Annotated in this window: 21 protein-coding genes; 20 read left to right on the plus strand and 1 reads right to left on the minus strand. The window is 43.6% G+C overall.

Annotated elements, in window-relative coordinates:
• Positions 1-5 precede the first annotated feature (5 nt).
• The 9 genes from F8R13_RS00915 (at position 6) to rimI (ending at position 8,421) form a co-directional block, all read left to right on the plus strand.
• The gene (locus F8R13_RS00915) at positions 6-296 is read left to right on the plus strand and encodes a sulfurtransferase TusA family protein (protein ID WP_216642573.1); all 291 of its coding nucleotides are present in this window, start codon (positions 6-8) and stop codon (positions 294-296) included.
• Positions 297-299: 3 nt separating this feature from the next.
• Positions 300-821, plus strand: a complete 522-nt coding sequence (locus tag F8R13_RS00920; protein ID WP_152831380.1) for a DsrE/DsrF/DrsH-like family protein — start codon at positions 300-302, stop codon at positions 819-821.
• Positions 822-860: 39 nt separating this feature from the next.
• Positions 861-1,745, plus strand: a complete 885-nt coding sequence (gene galU, locus F8R13_RS00925) for a UTP--glucose-1-phosphate uridylyltransferase GalU (RefSeq protein ID WP_152831382.1) — start codon at positions 861-863, stop codon at positions 1,743-1,745.
• A gap of 52 nt (positions 1,746-1,797) precedes the next feature.
• On the plus strand, positions 1,798-3,432 hold the full coding sequence (gene pgi / locus F8R13_RS00930; protein ID WP_152831385.1) for a glucose-6-phosphate isomerase: 1,635 nt from the start codon (positions 1,798-1,800) through the stop codon (positions 3,430-3,432).
• Positions 3,429-4,742 carry a UDP-glucose/GDP-mannose dehydrogenase family protein gene (locus tag F8R13_RS00935; RefSeq protein ID WP_152831387.1) on the plus strand — a complete coding sequence of 438 codons (1,314 nt, stop codon included), beginning with the start codon at positions 3,429-3,431 and terminating at the stop codon, positions 4,740-4,742. Before pgi ends, F8R13_RS00935 begins: the two co-directional genes overlap by 4 nt.
• A 134-nt stretch (positions 4,743-4,876) precedes the next feature.
• On the plus strand, positions 4,877-5,683 hold the full coding sequence (gene pssA, locus F8R13_RS00940) for a CDP-diacylglycerol--serine O-phosphatidyltransferase (protein ID WP_152831389.1): 807 nt from the start codon (positions 4,877-4,879) through the stop codon (positions 5,681-5,683).
• 46 nt (positions 5,684-5,729) lie between these two features.
• Complete coding sequence (locus F8R13_RS00945) at positions 5,730-7,274, plus strand: 2-isopropylmalate synthase (protein WP_029908083.1); 1,545 nt, start codon at positions 5,730-5,732, stop codon at positions 7,272-7,274.
• A gap of 93 nt (positions 7,275-7,367) precedes the next feature.
• Entirely contained in the window at positions 7,368-7,964 is a 597-nt protein-coding gene (locus F8R13_RS00950) for a hypothetical protein (protein WP_152831392.1), read from the plus strand.
• On the plus strand, positions 7,954-8,421 hold the full coding sequence (rimI, locus tag F8R13_RS00955) for a ribosomal protein S18-alanine N-acetyltransferase (RefSeq protein WP_152831394.1): 468 nt from the start codon (positions 7,954-7,956) through the stop codon (positions 8,419-8,421). The genes F8R13_RS00950 and rimI overlap by 11 nt, the downstream gene beginning before the upstream one ends.
• Before the next feature lie 60 nt (positions 8,422-8,481).
• Here the strand turns inward: rimI and F8R13_RS00960 are convergent, their stop codons facing one another.
• Positions 8,482-9,282, minus strand: coding sequence for an inositol monophosphatase family protein (locus F8R13_RS00960; RefSeq protein ID WP_152831396.1), 801 nt, complete (start codon positions 9,280-9,282; stop codon positions 8,482-8,484).
• Between the two features lie 68 nt (positions 9,283-9,350).
• Here F8R13_RS00960 and F8R13_RS00965 point away from each other — a divergent pair, with 68 nt between their 5' ends.
• From F8R13_RS00965 to der, 11 genes are all read left to right on the plus strand, one after another.
• Positions 9,351-10,163, plus strand: a complete 813-nt coding sequence (locus F8R13_RS00965; RefSeq protein WP_152831398.1) for an RNA methyltransferase — start codon at positions 9,351-9,353, stop codon at positions 10,161-10,163.
• Positions 10,156-10,956: a serine O-acetyltransferase gene (gene cysE, locus F8R13_RS00970; protein WP_152831400.1), complete on the plus strand. Its 801-nt coding sequence runs from the start codon at positions 10,156-10,158 to the stop codon at positions 10,954-10,956. Before F8R13_RS00965 ends, cysE begins: the two co-directional genes overlap by 8 nt.
• A 121-nt stretch (positions 10,957-11,077) precedes the next feature.
• Positions 11,078-11,506, plus strand: a complete 429-nt coding sequence (locus tag F8R13_RS00975; protein ID WP_029908094.1) for an Rrf2 family transcriptional regulator — start codon at positions 11,078-11,080, stop codon at positions 11,504-11,506.
• 25 nt (positions 11,507-11,531) lie between these two features.
• Positions 11,532-11,858 (plus strand): iron-sulfur cluster assembly accessory protein, encoded by a 327-nt coding sequence (locus F8R13_RS00980; RefSeq protein ID WP_152831402.1) that lies wholly within the window; start codon positions 11,532-11,534, stop codon positions 11,856-11,858.
• 143 nt (positions 11,859-12,001) lie between these two features.
• A complete protein-coding gene (ndk, locus tag F8R13_RS00985; protein WP_152831404.1) occupies positions 12,002-12,424 on the plus strand; it encodes a nucleoside-diphosphate kinase in 423 nt (140 codons plus the stop codon).
• 30 nt (positions 12,425-12,454) lie between these two features.
• Positions 12,455-13,594 carry a 23S rRNA (adenine(2503)-C(2))-methyltransferase RlmN gene (rlmN, locus tag F8R13_RS00990; RefSeq protein ID WP_152831406.1) on the plus strand — a complete coding sequence of 380 codons (1,140 nt, stop codon included), beginning with the start codon at positions 12,455-12,457 and terminating at the stop codon, positions 13,592-13,594.
• A gap of 16 nt (positions 13,595-13,610) precedes the next feature.
• Positions 13,611-13,991, plus strand: coding sequence for a RodZ family helix-turn-helix domain-containing protein (locus tag F8R13_RS00995; RefSeq protein WP_152831408.1), 381 nt, complete (start codon positions 13,611-13,613; stop codon positions 13,989-13,991).
• Between the two features lie 40 nt (positions 13,992-14,031).
• Positions 14,032-15,309, plus strand: coding sequence for a histidine--tRNA ligase (gene hisS / locus F8R13_RS01000; protein WP_152831411.1), 1,278 nt, complete (start codon positions 14,032-14,034; stop codon positions 15,307-15,309).
• 24 nt (positions 15,310-15,333) lie between these two features.
• Positions 15,334-15,975, plus strand: coding sequence for a tetratricopeptide repeat protein (locus tag F8R13_RS01005; protein ID WP_152831413.1), 642 nt, complete (start codon positions 15,334-15,336; stop codon positions 15,973-15,975).
• Between the two features lie 24 nt (positions 15,976-15,999).
• Positions 16,000-17,262 carry an outer membrane protein assembly factor BamB gene (gene bamB, locus F8R13_RS01010; RefSeq protein WP_253806286.1) on the plus strand — a complete coding sequence of 421 codons (1,263 nt, stop codon included), beginning with the start codon at positions 16,000-16,002 and terminating at the stop codon, positions 17,260-17,262.
• Positions 17,263-17,264: 2 nt separating this feature from the next.
• Complete coding sequence (der, locus tag F8R13_RS01015; protein WP_371414868.1) at positions 17,265-18,707, plus strand: ribosome biogenesis GTPase Der; 1,443 nt, start codon at positions 17,265-17,267, stop codon at positions 18,705-18,707.
• Positions 18,708-18,827: the final 120 nt, after the last annotated feature.

Below are 18,827 nucleotides of genomic sequence, written 5' to 3' on the forward strand. Positions count from 1 at the left end.
TGACTTTGTTTGGTTTGATTTGTCATCTAAACTTTATAATTTTCGTTTTGATGGGTGATAGAGTTTTGTATAAAAACTATGAGTTGGATATGACGGGGTTGGCTTGCCCGATGCCGATTGTAAAATTGAAAAAGTTTTTGGCGGAGCACGTAGGTGAAAGCCTAGAAATTGATTTTAAGGCGTCGGATAAAGGCGCTATGAAAGATGTTCCTGCATTTTGTCGGCAGCAAGAATTGGACTGCCTCTTTCAAAAGGAAGAGAGCGGTGTTTTATATTTTAAGCTGACGAAGAGTTGACATATGGATAGTGAAGTAGAAAAAGAACAAGTCAGCATTATTTTGACAAAAGGGTCACTTGATTGGATTTATGCAACGCTTATTCTTGCAAGTACGGCCGCCGCGATGGGGAAGAGAGTAGATGTTTTTTGTTCTTTTTATGGGGTAAAAGGACTGTATCGAAATACTTCAGGATTAAAGGTTTCCCCGTTAGCAAATCCAGCGATGATTCTAAAACTTCCAGTTGGCCCAAATTGGCTGAAAAAAATTGACTGGAATAAGGTGTTGCCTCAGGTCATATGGATTGTTCCTGGCATGACCGCTCTAGTCACCTTTGCATTCAAGTTACAGATGAAGCATCAAAATCAACTTCCCATTGAAGAGCTTAGAGCATTATGCTTGGAATTAGGTGTGAAATTTACCGCCTGTTCCATGGCGTTTGATCTTTTAGGGGTTTGTGAATCAGATCTTATAGATGAAATAGAAATAGCAGGTGCAGCGACGTACTTTGCAGAAAGCCCACCTTCTCAGAGCTTGTTTATCTGAAACAAGCTGAGAAAAGGGAACGGAAAGAAGAGAGAAGTAATGATATATAAAAAAATTACCAAAGCCATTTTGCCTGTAGCTGGTTTGGGGACGCGTTTTTTACCTGCAACCAAGGCTATTCCAAAAGAAATGTTGACGGTTGTCGACAAGCCGTTGATTCAATACATCGTCCATGAAGCTGCTGAGGCAGGTATAACCGATATCATATTGGTCACACACTCCAGTAAGAATGCGATAGAAAATCACTTTGATAAGCACTATGAGCTTGAAACAGAATTGCAGTTGCGGGGAAAAGAGGAGCGTCTGATCCCGATCCAAGAGATTACACCAGAGGGTGTGCGGATTGTGAGTGTTCGTCAGCCTGAAGCGTTGGGGTTGGGGCACGCTATTTTATGTGCAGAGCCGGTTATAGCAAGTGATGAACCTTTTGCGGTGTTGTTGCCGGATGTGTTGATGCATCACTCAAAAAAAGGCTGTTTGGCTCAAATGGTGGACTTTTATGAAAAAGTCCATACCAGTGTTATTGCACTGGAAGCGGTGCCTGAAGATCAGGTCGAGAAGTACGGCATTGCAGAAATCAATGGTGCAGACATGCGTATTTCCAGTTTAGTAGAAAAGCCTAAAAAAGAGGACGCACCATCCAATTTGTCCGTTGTTGGACGATATATTTTTACGCCGCGCTTAATGCAACTTTTAAAAGTGACTAAGCCTGGAGCGGGCGGTGAAATTCAGTTAACTGACGCAATGGATAGATTGCTGGATGAAGAGGTTATGTTTGGCTTTGAGTTCAAAGATGGTAAAAGCTACGATTGCGGTGATAAACAGGGATTTTTGCAAGCTAATATTGAATATGCATTGCGTGATCCTAAGTTGGGAGCTGACTTTAAAGAATACTTGAAATCCTTGGACGTAGATTCGATTTAAGAGTCGCGTTGCAACAAGGTTGGCAAATAAAACAAAAAAGAGAAGGGTGCTTATGACATTAGATGTTTCACCTGCATGGCAGGCATTACAAGTGCATTGTGATGCAGGTTTGGGAACGATGGCAATGTCCCAATTGTTTAAGAACGACAGAGATCGAACGGACAAGTTTTCCCATGAATTTGACGATCTTTATGTAGATTATTCTAAAAACCGCATTACAGAAGAAACGATGTCTCTTCTTTTTGATTTGGCGGATCAACAAGATTTGTCAGGCTGGATTTATAAGCTGTTATCCGGTGAAAAGGTCAATGACACAGAAGACAGGCCAGCACTTCATACGGCGTTGAGGGCAAATCACAAAGGTGTTAGTGGGTTTGCAGCGCAGGTACAGGATGATGTTGATGCTCAATTTGATAACATGTCGAGAATCGTCAACAAGGTACGATCGGGTCATTGGCGCGGTTTTAGTGGTAAGGCAATTACGGATGTTGTAAATATTGGTGTGGGCGGTTCTGATTTAGGGCCTTTAATGATTACACAAAGTTTGCAAACCATTAAATCTCCGGTAAATCTACACTTCATTTCTTCCATAGACGGCACTCAGACATCTAACCTTCTTAATAAGCTTAAGCAAGAAACTACGCTGTTTATTTTGGCGTCAAAATCTTTTACGACCATTGATACGCTTTCTAATGCTGAAACTGCTATTGACTGGTTAGAAGAGGCGATTAAAGATAAGCAGGAAATCTATTCACAACACTTTATTGGTGTATCGACTAAGCCGGACATGATGACGGAATGGGGAATTCCCCCTGAAAACCAACTTATTTTTTGGGATTGGGTGGGAGGACGCTATTCGTTGTGGTCAGCGATTGGTCTGCCAATAGCGCTACAAATTGGCATGGATAAGTTTAGAGAGTTGCTTGAAGGTGCCAGAATCATGGATGAACATTTTGGTTCTGAGCCTTTTGAGCGAAACCTTCCTGTCATCTTAGGACTGATTGACATTTGGAATATTAACTTTTTGAATATTCAGAAGAAAGCGATTCTTCCTTATGATGCGCGTTTGAAGTATCTCCCCTCTTATCTTGAGCAGTTGGTCATGGAGAGTAACGGGAAATCCGTTAATAGAGATGGTAAAGAGGTCAGTTACAAAACCTGTCCTGTCCTTTGGGGCGAGGTAGGGCCTAATGCGCAGCATGCGTTTTATCAGTTGCTGCATCAGGGGACGCAAAAGGTTATGTGTGACTTTTTTGCGTTGAAAATCAGAGATGACTTTGATGCCAGCTCCCATACGGGTAGAAATGAAAGTTTGAAGTCTCAGCATGAATTGGCGTTGGCGAATTGTTTTGCGCAATCGCGTGTATTGATGCTGGGGGATGATGCCATTCCTGAAAGTTTGAAGGCTAACTTTGATTCCCCTTTTAAACATTACCCAGGCAATCAACCTTCCAATACGATTTTGATGAAGGATATTTCCCCCAAAACACTGGGGATGTTGATTGCGCTTTACGAACATAAGACTTTTGTAGAGGGAGTGATTTGGGAGATTAACTCTTTTGATCAGTGGGGCGTTGAGCTTGGAAAATTGATTGCCAAAGAGACAAAAGCGGCATTGCAGGATGCTTCTTTAGCAGAGCAGTTTGATGCTTCAACAAGAAAGCTGATTGAGAAGGTGACATCATGAAAATATCAGTGTTTGGATGCGAATTAAGTGGTTTGGTAACGGCAGGAGCTCTGGCGCAAACGGGTAATGAAGTTATGGCTTTACCCATCGGCATTGTCAAAGTTGAGGATTTGCAAAACGGCGTTTTGCCAAGGGAAGAACCAGGGCTTGCGTCATTAATCAAATCACAATATGAAGAAGAGCGTTTGTTTTTTGAAGCGGATTGGTCTTTAGGGGTTGAATATGGTGATGTGCTTTTTTTGAGTATGCCGTCATGGAATATTCGGAAAGCAGAAGATATTGTTGACCTTATTTCCAGCACTGCTGAAAAAGATTTGATAGTTGTGAATCAGAGTACTTTTCCGATCGGAACTGCAGATCGTTTTTTACAGACTATCCAACAGGGGTTTTCATGTCGTGGGGTAGAAGCCAAAGTAGCAGTGGTCTCTATGCCGGAATTCATGAGTGAAGGGTCGGCTGTGAAGGATTTTACGCGACCAGATCGTGTTGTATTGGGTGGAGACTGCCAGGAAGCTATCGCAACCATCAGAGACATTATGCGTCCTTTTAACTATACAGTTGATCAAATCAAAGTCATGTCGACAAGAGCTGCGGAATATACCAAATATGCCGTGAATGCCCTTTTGGCAACCCGTATGAGTCTGGTAAATGAGTTGGCCAATAATGCAGAGCACTTTGATATAGACATGGAGCAGGTTCGCCAAGGCTTGGGTTCAGATGGTCGTGTTGGATTCAGCTATCTATATCCTGGTTGCGGGTTTGGTGGACCAAGCTTTGCTGAAGATGTTAAAACGCTTGTGGGAACACTTGAATCCAAGGGCTATGATGCAGACTTGCTCAAGACGGTTTTGAGTAATAACGAGTCTCAAAAAGAGGTTCTGTTTAGAAAGGCATGGCGCTATTTCCACAACCGACTGCAGGATAAGACCATTGCAATATGGGGGCTGTCGTTTAAGCCAAATACTGCCACTGTCGATAATGCGCCCAGTTTAAGAACGGTTGAAGCCTTGGTGGCGCAAGGCGCAAAAGTTGTGGCTTATGATCCTAAAGGGAAAAAAGCATTTCAGCGTTATTGGGGAGAAGATCGTCAAGGTGTGTCCTACGTTAATGATATGTATCAGGCGCTGGAAAATGCCGATGCATTGATGGTGTTGACGGAATGGAAGCATTTTTGGAACCCGGATTATGAGCGTATGAAATCACTCATGGCTCAGCCTGTTATTTTTGATGGTCGCAATATTTATGACTTGAATGTGATGAAGTCAAAAGGGTTTGAATATTTTGGCGTCGGCAGAGGTCAATTTATTTAATTCGTTTTTCCTGTTCTAGACCAAACCATTTCTTTGCACCAGTGTTACTTGCAGAAATAGTTTGGTCTCCATCTTGTTACCTATACGCTTTCTTTATAGAATGTGTGTCTACTTAAAATAAAAAGAATTTCACAATGAAACCTTCGTTTGAAAAAGGCATTTATCTTTTGCCTAACCTCATGACGACAAGCGCTCTCTTCGCAGGATTTTATGCTGTTATTGCCGGAATGAACGGTTATTTCGAGCAGGGTGCTATCGCTATTTTTGTCGCAATGATTTTTGATGGGTTGGATGGTCGTGTTGCACGCATGACCAACTCATGCAGTGCTTTCGGTGCAGAATATGACAGCCTCGCCGATATGATTTCATTCGGATTGGCGCCAGCGCTACTTATCTATCAATGGGCGTTGCATGATTTCGGTAAGTTAGGCTGGCTGATTGCTTTTGTGTATACCGTCGGCGCAGCATTGAGATTGGCAAGATTCAATACGCAAGTTGGTATTGCTGATAAGCGTTATTTTCAAGGGTTGCCGAGTCCAGCAGCTGCGGCACTATTAGCGGGCTTTGTTTGGATGGTGGAAACCAATCATATTCAAACAGGGTTGGAATCGTTCTTTACATTGTTCCTGACTTTGGCGGCCGGTTTGATGATGGTGAGTAATATGCGCTTCAACTCCTTTAAAGAGTTTAATCTAAAAGGAAAGGTGCCTTTCGTTACATTACTGTTGATTGTATTGGTGTTTGTGGTTATTACTTTAAAACCCGCAGTAATTTTGTTCGGCTTCTTTTTCCTGTATGCGCTGTCCGGTCCAATTTTGACACTGAGGCTTTTGCAACAAAAGCGTTCTGAAAGACGTAGTAAAAAGCGCAAGGCTTCAGAACAAAACGAAGCGGAAAAAGAAGAGGCGGAACAACCGTCTGCTGGAAGTGATGCACCTTAATTTGTTTAGAGATTAAGCACTGGTTTAGAAAATAGAAGAGATAATTATGAAGCAACAGCTTGTTATTTTTGACACGACTTTAAGAGATGGTGAGCAAAGCCCTGGCGCATCGATGACAAAGGATGAAAAAATCCGTATTGCGCGCCAATTGGAAAAGTTAAAAGTTGATGTGATCGAAGCTGGATTTCCAGCGGCGAGTCAAGGTGACTTTGAGTCGGTTCACGCTGTTGCTTCAGTGGTGAAGGATAGTACGATTTGTGGATTGGCTCGCGCTGTTGAAAACGATATTGTACGTGCAGGTGAAGCTATTAAGCCTGCCAACTCAGGACGTATTCATACTTTTATTGCAACTTCCCCGATTCATATGGAAATGAAGTTGCGCATGTCGCCGGATGAAGTGGTTGAGCGTGCAGTATGGGCGGTTAAACGCGCAAGAGACTTCACCGACAACGTCGAGTTTTCACCGGAAGATGCCGGTCGTTCAGAGCTGGATTTCTTGTGCCGTGTGATTGAAGCCGCTATTGATGCTGGTGCAACCACAATCAATATTCCAGATACGGTGGGCTATAACATTCCTGAACAGTTCGGTGACTTGATGCATAATCTGTTGACGAAAATTCCGAACTCGGACAAGGCGATTTTTTCTGCCCACTGTCATAACGACTTAGGGTTGGCGGTAGCTAACTCGCTGGCAGCAGTAAAAGCGGGCGCGAGACAAGTTGAATGTACAATCAATGGCTTAGGTGAGCGTGCAGGAAACACGGCGCTTGAAGAGTTGGTTATGGCGGTTCGTACTCGACAAGATGCTTTTGCGGTGGATACACGTATCAATACGAGAGAAATTCTAGCAACATCGCGTTTAGTTTCCGGGATTACAGGGTTTGCAGTGCAGCCTAATAAAGCGATTGTGGGGGCAAATGCCTTCGCGCATGAGTCTGGTATTCACCAAGACGGTGTTCTGAAGCATCGTGAGACTTATGAAATCATGCGAGCAGAAGATGTCGGCTGGAGCACGAATAAAATGGTTCTTGGAAAACACTCTGGACGCAGTGCTTTCCGTAGCAGATTAGAAGAATTGGGTATTGAGTTTGATACCGAGCAGGAGCTGAACGAGGCTTTTGTTAGGTTTAAAGAACTAGCCGATCTTAAACACGAAATTTACGATGAAGACCTTCAAGCATTGGTTACTGATAACAGTGCTCAGCGCTTAGAAAATGAGCGTTATCGTTTGGTAGCGTTAAATGCTGGAACCACTACAGGTGATGCGCCTAATGCTGAAGTGACACTGTGGGTTGACGGCGTTGAGAAAACGGCAAGCGCCAGCGGTGGCGGTGTGGTGGATGCTACCTTTAAGGCCATTGAAAAAATGGTGAATTCAGGTGCAAGCTTGGAGTTGTATTCGGTGAGTAATGTGACCAACGGTACCGACTCTTTGGGTGAGACCTCGGTGCGTATGGAAAAGGCGGGTCGTATCGTCAATGGACAAGGTTCTGATACAGATATCATCACGGCTTCTGCTAAAGCTTATATCAACGCGCTGAACAAGCTTGAATCCACTCAACAAAAATCACATCCTCAAGCGTCTGTATAGAAATCATGATGTTTTCTTTTCTAGGAAACAATCAAATTAACCGGCTTGCGATAGCTTTATTAAAAGCCGGTACAATTTTTGAGCAAGCCAGTTATGTCTAAAACCACGCTTGACCCATCTTTACTAGAACAACTTGGAATCGTGAATTGGCGAATGCACACGCAGTTCGCACATTCTCATGAGACAACGGTATATGAGAGTGTCAACCAAAACCAAGCAGCAACGGTGGAAGAAAATCCGCAGCCAGCCTATAGCGTATCAGAAAATTCTGTTGAGCAGATGGTGAGTGAGGTTGTCGAGCCAGAAGCTTCTGAAGCCTTACCGTCTGAGAATCAGAGTAAAACGGAACTGGTTTTTGTTGGTGTCGGTTTGGAGCAGGTTTGGCAAAATGAAGAAAGCCCGGCTTGGCGCTTGATGTTGAATATTTTGAATGCACTCGAGATTTCGGAAGAAGATGTCCTGTATTTCGATACGGGGTTGTTACACACAGAGGATGCCATTTGGATGACCCTTGAAGAGATTATTGATACAGGGGTTGAGCAGGTATTTAGCTTTGATGAAGAAGGTTTGTTGAACGAAGCGCTTTCTGAAGGGCTTCAAGTGGAAATCTTACCAAGCTTAGACGCAATGTTGATGCAAGGGTATGCAAAAAAACAAGGTTATTATCGGTTAGCAAATTATGTTCGCTGAATTTAGTTATTTTCGTCCTATGGACGAATATGATGTCAAATGGGTGTTGAGTACAGAAAAAGCATCCTATGATTTTCCCTGGTCTCCTCAGGGGTTCACCAAAGCCATGGATGATGGCTTGGCCTATATTTTGTGTGATGTAGATGATCGGAAGCTTGGCTATGCCTGTTTTCTAGCGGTACTGGATGAGATTCACCTGCTGAATCTATGCGTCGCGCCGGACTTCAGGAAGCAGGGCGTCGCAGGCAATGCATTGCAGAAGTTTAAGGATTATTTTCTGGATTCTGACTATGAGAGGATGTTGCTCGAAGTCCGGGTTTCCAATCCTGCGAAAGCGCTCTATGAAAAACATGGTTTCATTGAGGATGGCATTCGCAAAGGTTACTACCCGCTGAAGAATACGCATGATAAGGAAGATGCGGTTCTGATGTCTTGCCTGTTGGCGGAGAGTGATTAAAAAATGCCAGGTTGGGTGGTGTGTATTCAACCCCAACCTGGCAGATTTTATGTGAAGATGTTAAGCTCGAAAATCTTTTGGAATGGTGTTGCTGATAACCTGAGCCATCGCTTTCATCATTTTCGGATTGGCTGCAATCAGGTTGCCTGATTCTAGGTATTTGTCGCCACCCAGCATATCGCTGACCAGTCCACCTGCTTCATTCACAATCAACGCGCCTGCGGCAATATCCCATGGTTTTAGGTTTAGCTCCCAATAACCGTCCACGCGTCCGCAAGCGACATAAGCCAAGTCTAGCGCAGCAGAACCTGGTCTGCGAATGCCCGCAGTTTGTAGCATAAACTCCTTGAAACAGGCCAAGTAAGCATCAGAGAATTCAAAGTTGTAATAAGGAATGCCGGTCGCCAATAGAGCGTTTTTCAATGTCTTTTGCTCACTGACGCGAATACGATAATTGTTTAGGCGAGCTCCGCCACCACGAGATGCAGAGAACAGCTCATCACGCGTGGGATCAAAAATGACACCGTGCATCAAGCGTCCTTTTTCGGTGACTGCGATCGAAACCGCAAACTGCGGGAAGCCGTGCAAAAAGTTGGTTGTACCATCCAGTGGGTCGATAATCCATTCAAAATCGGAATCTTTTTTGTGAGCACCACTTTCTTCAGCCAAAATACTGTGTTGAGGATAGTATTTACGAATGGTGTCGATAATGAGCTTTTCCGCATGCTTATCGATTTCGCTGACGTAATCGTTGCGTCCTTTCTCTTCAACGTTGAGCTGCTCGATGTTTCGCATTTGATTCGCGATAAAATAACCAGCTTCTTTTGCAGCGATGCTGGCAACATTCAAAATAGGATGCATAAGACGTTTTCCAATTGTTAGAATATCGGGTTAAACTTTAGAACTGACGGAATTATAACGGAAAATAAATGATAGAAGACTACAGAAGCCATCCGAAACTGTCAAAAATTAAAATTGTTTTGATTGAGACTTCCCATCCCGGCAATATTGGCGCGGTTGCGCGGGCGATGAAAAATATGGGATTAAGTCAGTTAGTGCTGGTAAACCCGAAAGAATTCCCAAGTCAGGTTGCTTCGGCTAGAGCCTCTGGAGCGGCAGACGTTTTAAGTGAAGCGGTTGTCAAAGAGACGTTGGATGAAGCTATCGCTGATTGCAAATTGGTCGTGGGGGCAAGTGCTCGCTTGCGCAAGGTGTCTTGGCCTCAAATGGATGTTAGAGAAACCGCTGCCATGATTATGGACGTCACCGAGAATGAAGGTGACCAAGTGGCTTTGTTGTTTGGTCGAGAAGACTCGGGGCTGAGTAATGCGGAGTTGGATAAATGTCATTACCTCGCCCATATTCCGACGAATCCAACCTACAGCTCTTTGAATATTGCGGCAGCAGTACAAGTGTTTGTTTACGAATGTCTAATGGCGACAGATTTGAAAAACAGCTTTTCATCTGGTCAATACAATCATAAATTGGCATCATCTGAGCAATTGGAAGGCTTTTATGATCATTTGTATCAAAGCTTGCAGGACATTGGTTTTTTAGATCCTGCAAAGAATGCACGCTTTATGCGCAGAATGCGCAAGTTGTTTAACCGCACTCAGTTGGATGTCAAAGAGATTGATATATTGAGGGGCATTTTGACTGCGTCGCAGAGACAGTCGGTTAAACTTCAAGAGCTTCAAGCACTGCAAAGTTCAGAATTAGAAGTGGAACAAAAAAATGTTTAAAAGAATCAAATCAGATGTTCAATCGGTCTTCGAGCGTGATCCAGCAGCGAGAAGTACGTTCGAGGTTCTGACAACTTACCCGGGGTTGCATGCCATTTTGTTTTATCGTCTGACTCACTGGTTGTGGGGCAAAGGTCTGAAATGGTTAGCCAGGTTTATTTCAGGTTTCGCTAGATGGTTTACCGGGATTGAAATTCACCCGGCTGCAAAAATTGGTGAGCGTTTCTTTATTGACCACGGTATGGGGGTTGTCATTGGGGAAACGGCAGAGATTGGTGATGACTGTACGCTGTATCAAGGTGTAACGCTCGGAGGAGTGAGTGCAACCGAAGGCAAACGACATCCTACCTTGGGAAATCGTGTTGTTGTGGGTGCTGGCGCAAAAGTGCTGGGGCCCTTTACTGTGGGTGATGATGCTCGTATCGGTTCTAACGCGGTGGTGTTGAAATCGGTTCCTGCTAACCGAACTGTGGTTGGGATTCCAGGGAGGGTGGTTGATCCTGATCGTGATCGTAAAAAATCACGTCGTGAAAAGATGGCTGAAAAAATCGGGTTTGATGCCTATGGCGTCAGTCAGGATGTTCAAGATCCTATTGAAAAAGCTATTTTCAGTTTGTTAGACCATGTGCAGAGTCAAGATGAACAGTTAGAAAAACTCAATCAAGCGGTTAAACAACTTGGTGGGACGGATTCACATGTTGATTTACCGAGCCTTGAAGATGCGGTGCTAGAACCGGATAATCCGGAGTATCAAGCACACATTAAAAAAGTGGATACTAAAGATAAGGGTTGAAGTAGTCGTTCATTCATCATCGAATAATTCTTGAGTTGTTCACTAGGTTATTATAGAATAACCTTAGTTTTTACATGTTAATCAAGCTTTAAAGTGGATAAAGCTTTAAAGGGGAAGGGTGATGAAGCTGACTTCAAAAGGCCGTTATGCAGTAACGGCAATGCTCGATATTGCAATCAATCAGTCTAAAGGACCGATTACTTTGGCGATGATTTCCGAAAGACAGGATATTTCACTGTCTTATCTAGAGCAAATTTTTGCCAAACTGAAAAAGTCAGACTTGGTTTTGAGTGCAAGAGGACCGGGCGGTGGATACCGATTGAGTCGAGATCCCGGTGAGATTTCAGTAAGTGAAGTTATCGCCGCGGTCAACGAAGATTTGGAAGCCAGAAAATGCAAAGGTCGTGAGAATTGTAAAGGCGGTGAAGAGTGCCTTTCTCATGAATTGTGGTCAGATTTGAGTGAGATGATTGAGCAATTTTTGGAAAATATCACCCTGCAAAAAATTATCGAAAAACGTTCAAGCGTAAAAGAAATTATTTTTGCTTAGACGTTTGCGTAAAGGAGAAGTATCAATGGCTGTTACCTTAACAGAATCTGCCGCCGAAAGAGTCAGAACCATGCTGGCAAAAAGAGGTCATGGTTTAGGACTTAAGTTGGCAACAAAAGTGAGTGGGTGCGCCGGTTTTGCATATGTTGTTGACTATGCAGATGAAATTACCGATGACGATGCTGTTTTTGAAAGTTATGGTCAGAAAGTCGTCGTTCCCAAAAAGAGTTTAGAACAAGTCGATGGTACTGAGTTGGACTATGTCAAAGAAAGCCTGTTGAATGAAGGTTTTGAATTCCATAATCCGAAAGTTAAAGACGCTTGTGGTTGCGGGGAATCTTTCACCGTATAGCGCCAGCATTTTGTCCAAACTCGTAAAAAGACCCCGGTTTTGATCGGGGTCTTTTATTTTCAGACTTTTTTCAGCAATCAGCAGGCTAGATTGTTAAAATACCTCATATTTTGTCATTACAGACCAAACAGGATTCTTTCATTATGGTACAACGCACTTTTTCTATTATTAAACCAGATGCGGTGAATAGAAATTTAATCGGTGAAATTACGGCTAGACTAGAGAAAAGTGGCTTGTCGGTGATTGCATCTAAGATGCTTCATTTAACAACCGAGCAAGCTGCAGGTTTTTACGCTGAACATGAAGGTAAACCTTTCTACGAGACGTTGATTACCAATATGACTGCAGGGCCGATTATTGTTCAAGTGCTGGAAGGTGAAGATGCTATTGCTAAGAACCGTGAGGTGATGGGGACGACGGATCCTGAAAAGGCGGCACCGGGTACGATTCGAAAAGATTTTGCGGTTTCAATGCAAAAAAACTCTGTTCACGGTTCAGACTCTCCAGAAAGCGCGGCAAGAGAGATTGCCTATTTCTTTAATGAAAATGAAATTTATCCTCGATAGTCTTTAGTCGATTTTAAGGTTGGAACTGCATTGCAATTTGTCGAAGAAAAAGTAGAAGAAAGTCAGCCAGTCATTTATGACGGCAAGGTGGATCTTTTGGGCTTAGATGCTAAAGGGTTGGCGGACTTCTTTGTGTCGATTGGTGAGAAACCCTTCCGTTCTACGCAGGTAATGAAGTGGATTCACCAATTCGGCATTAGCGACTTTGATGAAATGACGAATCTCAGTAAAGCACTGCGAGAGAAACTGAAACAAACTGCCATTATCCGTACGCCTAAAATTATCGCAGAACAGAAATCTGAAGACGGTACGATTAAGTGGTTGTTGGAAGTGGATAACAACAATAGCGTTGAAGCGGTATTTATTCCTGAGAAAACGCGAGGCACTCTTTGCATTTCTTCTCAGGTTGGTTGCGCTTTGGATTGTAGTTTTTGTGCGACTGGTAAACAGGGTTTTAACCGTAACCTTGAAAACTGGGAGATCGTGGCACAAATGTGGGTCGCCAATAAAGCCTTGGGTTGTAAGCCAAAAGAAGAGCGCGTTATCTCCAATATCGTTTTCATGGGAATGGGCGAGCCTTTGTTGAATGTAACACACACCTTTCCAGCGGCCAGAATTCTTATGGATGACAATGCCTATGGTTTATCCAAACGTCGAGTGACCATCAGTACGGCTGGCGTTGTGCCTGCAATTGACCGGATCAAAGAGAATTTGGACGTCAGTTTGGCGATTTCACTTCATGCCCCGAACAATCGTTTGAGAGACGAACTGGTACCGATTAACCAAAAGTACCCGTTAGAAGTTTTAATGCCTGCACTACACCGTTATGTTGAAGGTGGGCATAGCAAGAAGCACGTTACCGTTGAGTATGTGATGTTGGACGGGGTTAATGACTCTTTGGTGAATGCACAAGAGCTGATTGACTTATTGGGTGATTTGCCCTGTAAAGTGAATTTAATTCCCTTTAATCCATTTAAAGGAACACCTTATCAGCGATCTTCAAACAACGCGGTCAGAAGGTTTCAAGATAAGTTGGTGAATGCGGGTCTTAAGTGCACCGTACGTAAGACCCGTGGCGATGACATTGATGCGGCTTGCGGGCAGCTTGCCGGAAAAATTACAGACAGAACCAAAAGGACTTTAAACAAGTTGGAAGTGAAGTCCGTCTGAAACACAGGAAGGAATCATGACAGAAACCGCGAAACCAAAGTTACACGAGCTTTTGAAAGAAGCGCGAGTCTCTCAAGCACTCACACTTGAGATGGTTAGTGAGCGATTAAAGCTGACCAAAGCGCAAATTGAGTATTTTGAAAGCCCTGATTTGGACTTGGAACATTTAAGTCCGTTTCAGCGTGGTTACCTGCGAAATTATGCAGATATTTTGTCGATAGACATCGGTGAGTTTGAATCGGCGTTCCCTGATGGTATTACCGTCAGTTCTCATTTGTCGAGAGTGGAGCAAGATTCGGCAGAACAGAAGCCAATCATTTCAAATAGCGTTATGCGTTGGGGAATTTGGGCGATTATTGCCGTGATTGTCATTGTGTTGATAGCGATTAATCAGTAAAGCCAATAAAAAGAATAAGAAAGTAACCTAAGAGAAAAGTATGTCAAAACAAATTTCAGCCATTCGTGGTATGAATGACTATTACGGTAAATCGGCACAAGTACTTGATTTTATCGTTGAATCCGCTGAGACCGTACTGCGCCAGTATGGCTATCAATCCATTCGATTGCCGATTGTTGAAAAAACAGAACTTTTTGCACGCTCTATTGGAGAAGTGACCGATATCGTTGAAAAAGAAATGTATACCTTTGAAGATCGAAATGGAGACAGTTTGACATTACGACCAGAAGGAACGGCAGGGTGTGTACGAGCGGTTATTGAAAATGGTTTGACGCATAACCAAATCCAAAAGCTCTATTATATGGGGCCGATGTTCCGTCATGAACGTCCACAGAAAGGGCGTTATCGCCAGTTCCACCAATTTGGCGTTGAAGTATTTGGTTTGGCGGATGCGGATATTGATGCTGAGTTGATTGCCCTAACCGCGCGTTTGTGGGAAAAGCTTGGGCTGGATAATCTGGAGTTGCAGATTAACTCTTTGGGGAGTCTTGAAGCCAGACAAGCCTATAAAACGATCTTGGTTGAATATTTAACGCAGCATAAAAGTCAGTTGGATGAAGACAGCTTAAGACGTTTGGAAACCAATCCTTTAAGGGTTCTGGATAGCAAAAATCCTGATATGAAATCCGTCATAGAGAATGCACCAAAGTTGATGGATCACTTGGATGAGGCTTCTAAAACCCATTTTGAACAGCTAAAAACCTACCTTGATGATCTGGGCGTTGACTATGTGGTCAATCCGAATCTGGTAAGAGGATTAGACTACTACAATAAAACCGTTTTTGAGTGGGTAACAACTGAGCTTGGCGCGCAAGGAACAGTGTGTGCCGGTGGCCGTTACGATGGTCTTGTTGAGCAAATCGGTGGCAAGTCCACACCAGCAAGTGGTTTTGCGATGGGTCTAGAGCGTTTGATGGCGCTTCTGATGGACAAAGATTTGGTAGCAGATGTTGCTGAAGCAGATATCTTCATGGTATTGGTGGGTGATGCTGCATCTCGTCCGGGATTTGTCATTGCAGAGCAGTTAAGAGAGCGTTTGCCACAAGTGAAGGTCGTCATGAATTGTGGCGGCGGTAGTTTTAAGAGCCAGTTCAAAAAAGCCGATAAATCAGGCGCACGAGTGGCATTGATTATGGCGGAAGACGAAGTCAATAATCAGCAAATCGGTGTGAAATTCCTTCGTGAAGAAAAAGAGCAGGTGACGCTGGATTGGCAAAGTTTAGAAGCTGAAATGGCTAATTATTTCAACGAAAATTAAAGTTTTAATCATAGGAAATGTCCAATGAATCGTTATGAAACAGATGAAGAACAATTAACGGCATTAAAAAACTGGTGGGATAAGTACGGTACAGCACTTCTTTCAGCAGTATTGGTTGTGGTATTGGCTTGGGCTGGTTGGAGCTATTATCAAAAGTCGCAATTTGCAAAAGCGTCAAACGCTTCAACGACTTTTGAGGTGTTGCAGTCTAAAGTTGAACAAAATGCTTTTGGTGATGTTGCACGTGAAGGCTTGAAGTTGATGGAAGATCAACCAAAAAGCCCTTATGCGACGGCAACTGCGTTGATGGAAGCCCAGTTTGAGTTGGAAAAAGGGCATACGGATAAAGCAATTGAAAACCTACAATGGGTGATCAATCAAAATATCGATGCTTCTTTGGTCTTGGTTGCCAAGTTAAGAATGACTGGTATTTATATCGATCAGAAGCAATATGACAAAGCGACTGCCGTTTTGAAATCAGTGGATGCGGCAAAACTTGCGGCAGGTGAAAAAGCGAATTTTGATTTCACCTCAGGGTTTTTGGCACTACAACAAAACCAGTTGGATGTTGCCCGTCAGTTTTTGCAGCAAGTTGTTGACAATACAGCAGCAGCGGCAAACTTGCAGAATGTTGCGCGTTTGCAGTTGGGTGATTTAACACAATAACAATTAATTTAGACAGGTTTTCTCTTGAAGCACTTTCCTTTGAATCGTCATTCCTTTTTCGCACTGCCGCTGTTGCTTTTGGCGGTGACTTTACAATCTTGTTCGCAGCCAGGACTTGTGCGCGAACCGACGCCTTTGGTTAAGATGTCTTCTCCTTACAGTTTGCATAAAGACTGGCAGTTGCAATCGGATAAATTCAAATACTCCGATAGTGAAGGCCTTTATTTTGCAGAGAATAAAAACGCTGTTTTCTTTGCCAACCCTGATGGTGTGTTGACGTCTGCATTGAAAGCCAATCAATATCGCTGGACAGATCAGGTTTTGTGGCAGCGTAAGTTCAATGAGCCGATTTTGTCCGGGCCTACGATATTTGGGTCGAATTTGATTATCGGAACTGCTAAGGGAAGCTTGATGAGTGTTTCCCAAGACTCCGGTGAAATCGTATGGCGAACTGAGCTGTCGAGTGAAGTGCTGAGCTTACCTGTTATTGTGGACAACACGATTTTTGTACGCACGGTTGATGGCAAGTTGGATTCTGTCAATGCGGTCACCGGCAAAATCAACTGGACAGTTGAGCATCAACTGCCGAATCTGTCATTAAGAGGCATTGCACCGGTTACCTATGCAAACGATACTTTGTATGTTGGCTGGGAGTCAGGTTCTGTTCAGGCATTGGATGCCAAAACAGGTGAGACTAAATGGCAAACACAAGTATTGATTCCAAAAGGCAGAACTGACCTAGAGAGAATGGTTGATATTCAGTCTGAGTTGATCCTGAAATCAGGCCGTTTATATGTGTTGGGTTACCACGGCAAACTGGTTGCGCTTAATCCGGAGAACGGTAATCTTTACTGGTCTAAAGATGTTTCCGGTTTTAGAGACTTTTTGGTTGATGATAAGGCGGTCTATCTGGCTGATGAAGATGATATTCTTCATGCTTATGACTTGTACACGGGAACGGAAATCTGGAAGCAAACGCATTTCAAGTATCGTGTATTGACGGACTTGTCTTTCTATAATACTAATCAGATTTTGGTGGCAGACGGTTATGGAGTGATTCATTGGGTTGATAAACTGGATGGCACCTTGGTAGCTCGTGCACGTCACAGTTCACCAGATTCAATTCGCGCTAAAATCGTTCGAGTGTGGAACGATGGCAAACGCATTTATATTCAAGATACAGGCGGCTATATTACGGCTTACACAGTGGAACCTTCGGATTGGTATGAATTCAATCATCCTGAAGACCCAATGGGCATCCTTAAAACAGCTGTGAAGAAGGGGTAGTTGTGAGTAAACCTGTTATCGCTCTTGTGGGGCGTCCTAATGTCGGGAAGTCGACTTTATTCAATCGGCTGACACGAACACGGGATGCGATTGTAGCCGATTATCCCGGTTTGACTCGAGATCGTCAGTATGGCACCGGTAGAACGGGGAATCACCCTTACATCGTAGTCGATACCGGTGGTTTGAGTGGCGAGCAAGAAGGGGTTGATCCTTTGATGGCGGGACAAGTGCGCTCGGCGATAGAAGAGTCCGATGCCATTTTGTTTTTGGTGGATGGTCGAGCAGGTTTGATTCCTTCTGATGAAGCCATCGCGAATTATATTCGTCAGTTCAACAAGCCTACCTATCTTCTGGTCAATAAAGCGGAAGGTCATAGTCACCAATTGATTTCTGCAGATTTCTTCCAAATGGGATTGGGCCAGCCTTTTGTCATCTCTTCTGCGCATGGTGATAATGTCAAAGAGACCATCGATCACATATTGGATGAAGTCGTTTCCGAAGAGGAAGAAGACAAAACTTTTGATTTGGATGAACACCCTGGAATTCGAGTCGCCGTTGTCGGACGACCTAATGTGGGTAAATCCACATTGATTAACCGAATGATTGGTGAAGAACGTGTGGTGGCATTTGATATGCCGGGCACCACGCGTGACAGTATTTTTGTGCCTTTCGAACGTGATGGTCAGGCCTATACGTTGATTGATACCGCTGGCGTCAGACGTCGCAAGAACATCAAAGAGAAAATCGAGAAATTCAGTATTGTCAAAGCTATTGAAGCCATGGAATCTTGTAATATCGTGGTGTTGGTGATTGACGGCTCAGAAGGCATTACTGATCAGGATTTAACGCTGCTTGGCTTGGCGCTTGAATCGGGGCGAGGCTTGGTGATTGCCATCAATAAGTGGGATAACCTAACCGAGGATCAGCGTAACAAGATCAAACATGAGTTGGAGTTTAAGCTGCACTTTGTCGATTACGCGAAGAAGCATTTGATTTCTGCCTTGCACGGTTCTGGTGTTGGCGACTTGTTCAAAACCATTCGTGGTGTGTATCAAGCGGTCATGAAAAAGGTGTCCACCTCAGATCTTAACCGTGTTTTAGAACAAGCTGTTTTGGATCATCAGCCGCCTTTGATTGGTGGCAGACGCGTTAAATTGCGTTACGCTCATTTAGGTGGTTCAAACCCGCCACGAGTAATTATCCATGGTACTCAAGTGGATAAATTGCCGCAGGCTTATACCAAGTATTTGATGAACGTGTTCCGTAAAGCTTTCAAGTGGCAGGGCACGCCTGTGTTTATCGAATATAAAGTGACGGTCAACCCTTATGAAAATCGTAAAAGCTCTTTCAGTAGCCGTCGTGGGAAATCCGAATCACAATCAGAAAACTTGGCTGTAAAGCGTCGTAAAAAGAAGAATACTCAGCAAAAGAGACGGACGAATTAATTGTTGTTTTGCTGTATGCAATAGCTAGGCGGAATGAATAGCTGAGTAGCAAAATTATTTTATGCCGCTATTCAAATTGTTAAAATACTTGTTTCCCTAAACGCCTAGGGCTGTAAGGGA

This window comes from Hydrogenovibrio sp. JE_KL2, assembly GCF_009296185.1.
Taxonomy (GTDB): domain Bacteria; phylum Pseudomonadota; class Gammaproteobacteria; order Thiomicrospirales; family Thiomicrospiraceae; genus Hydrogenovibrio.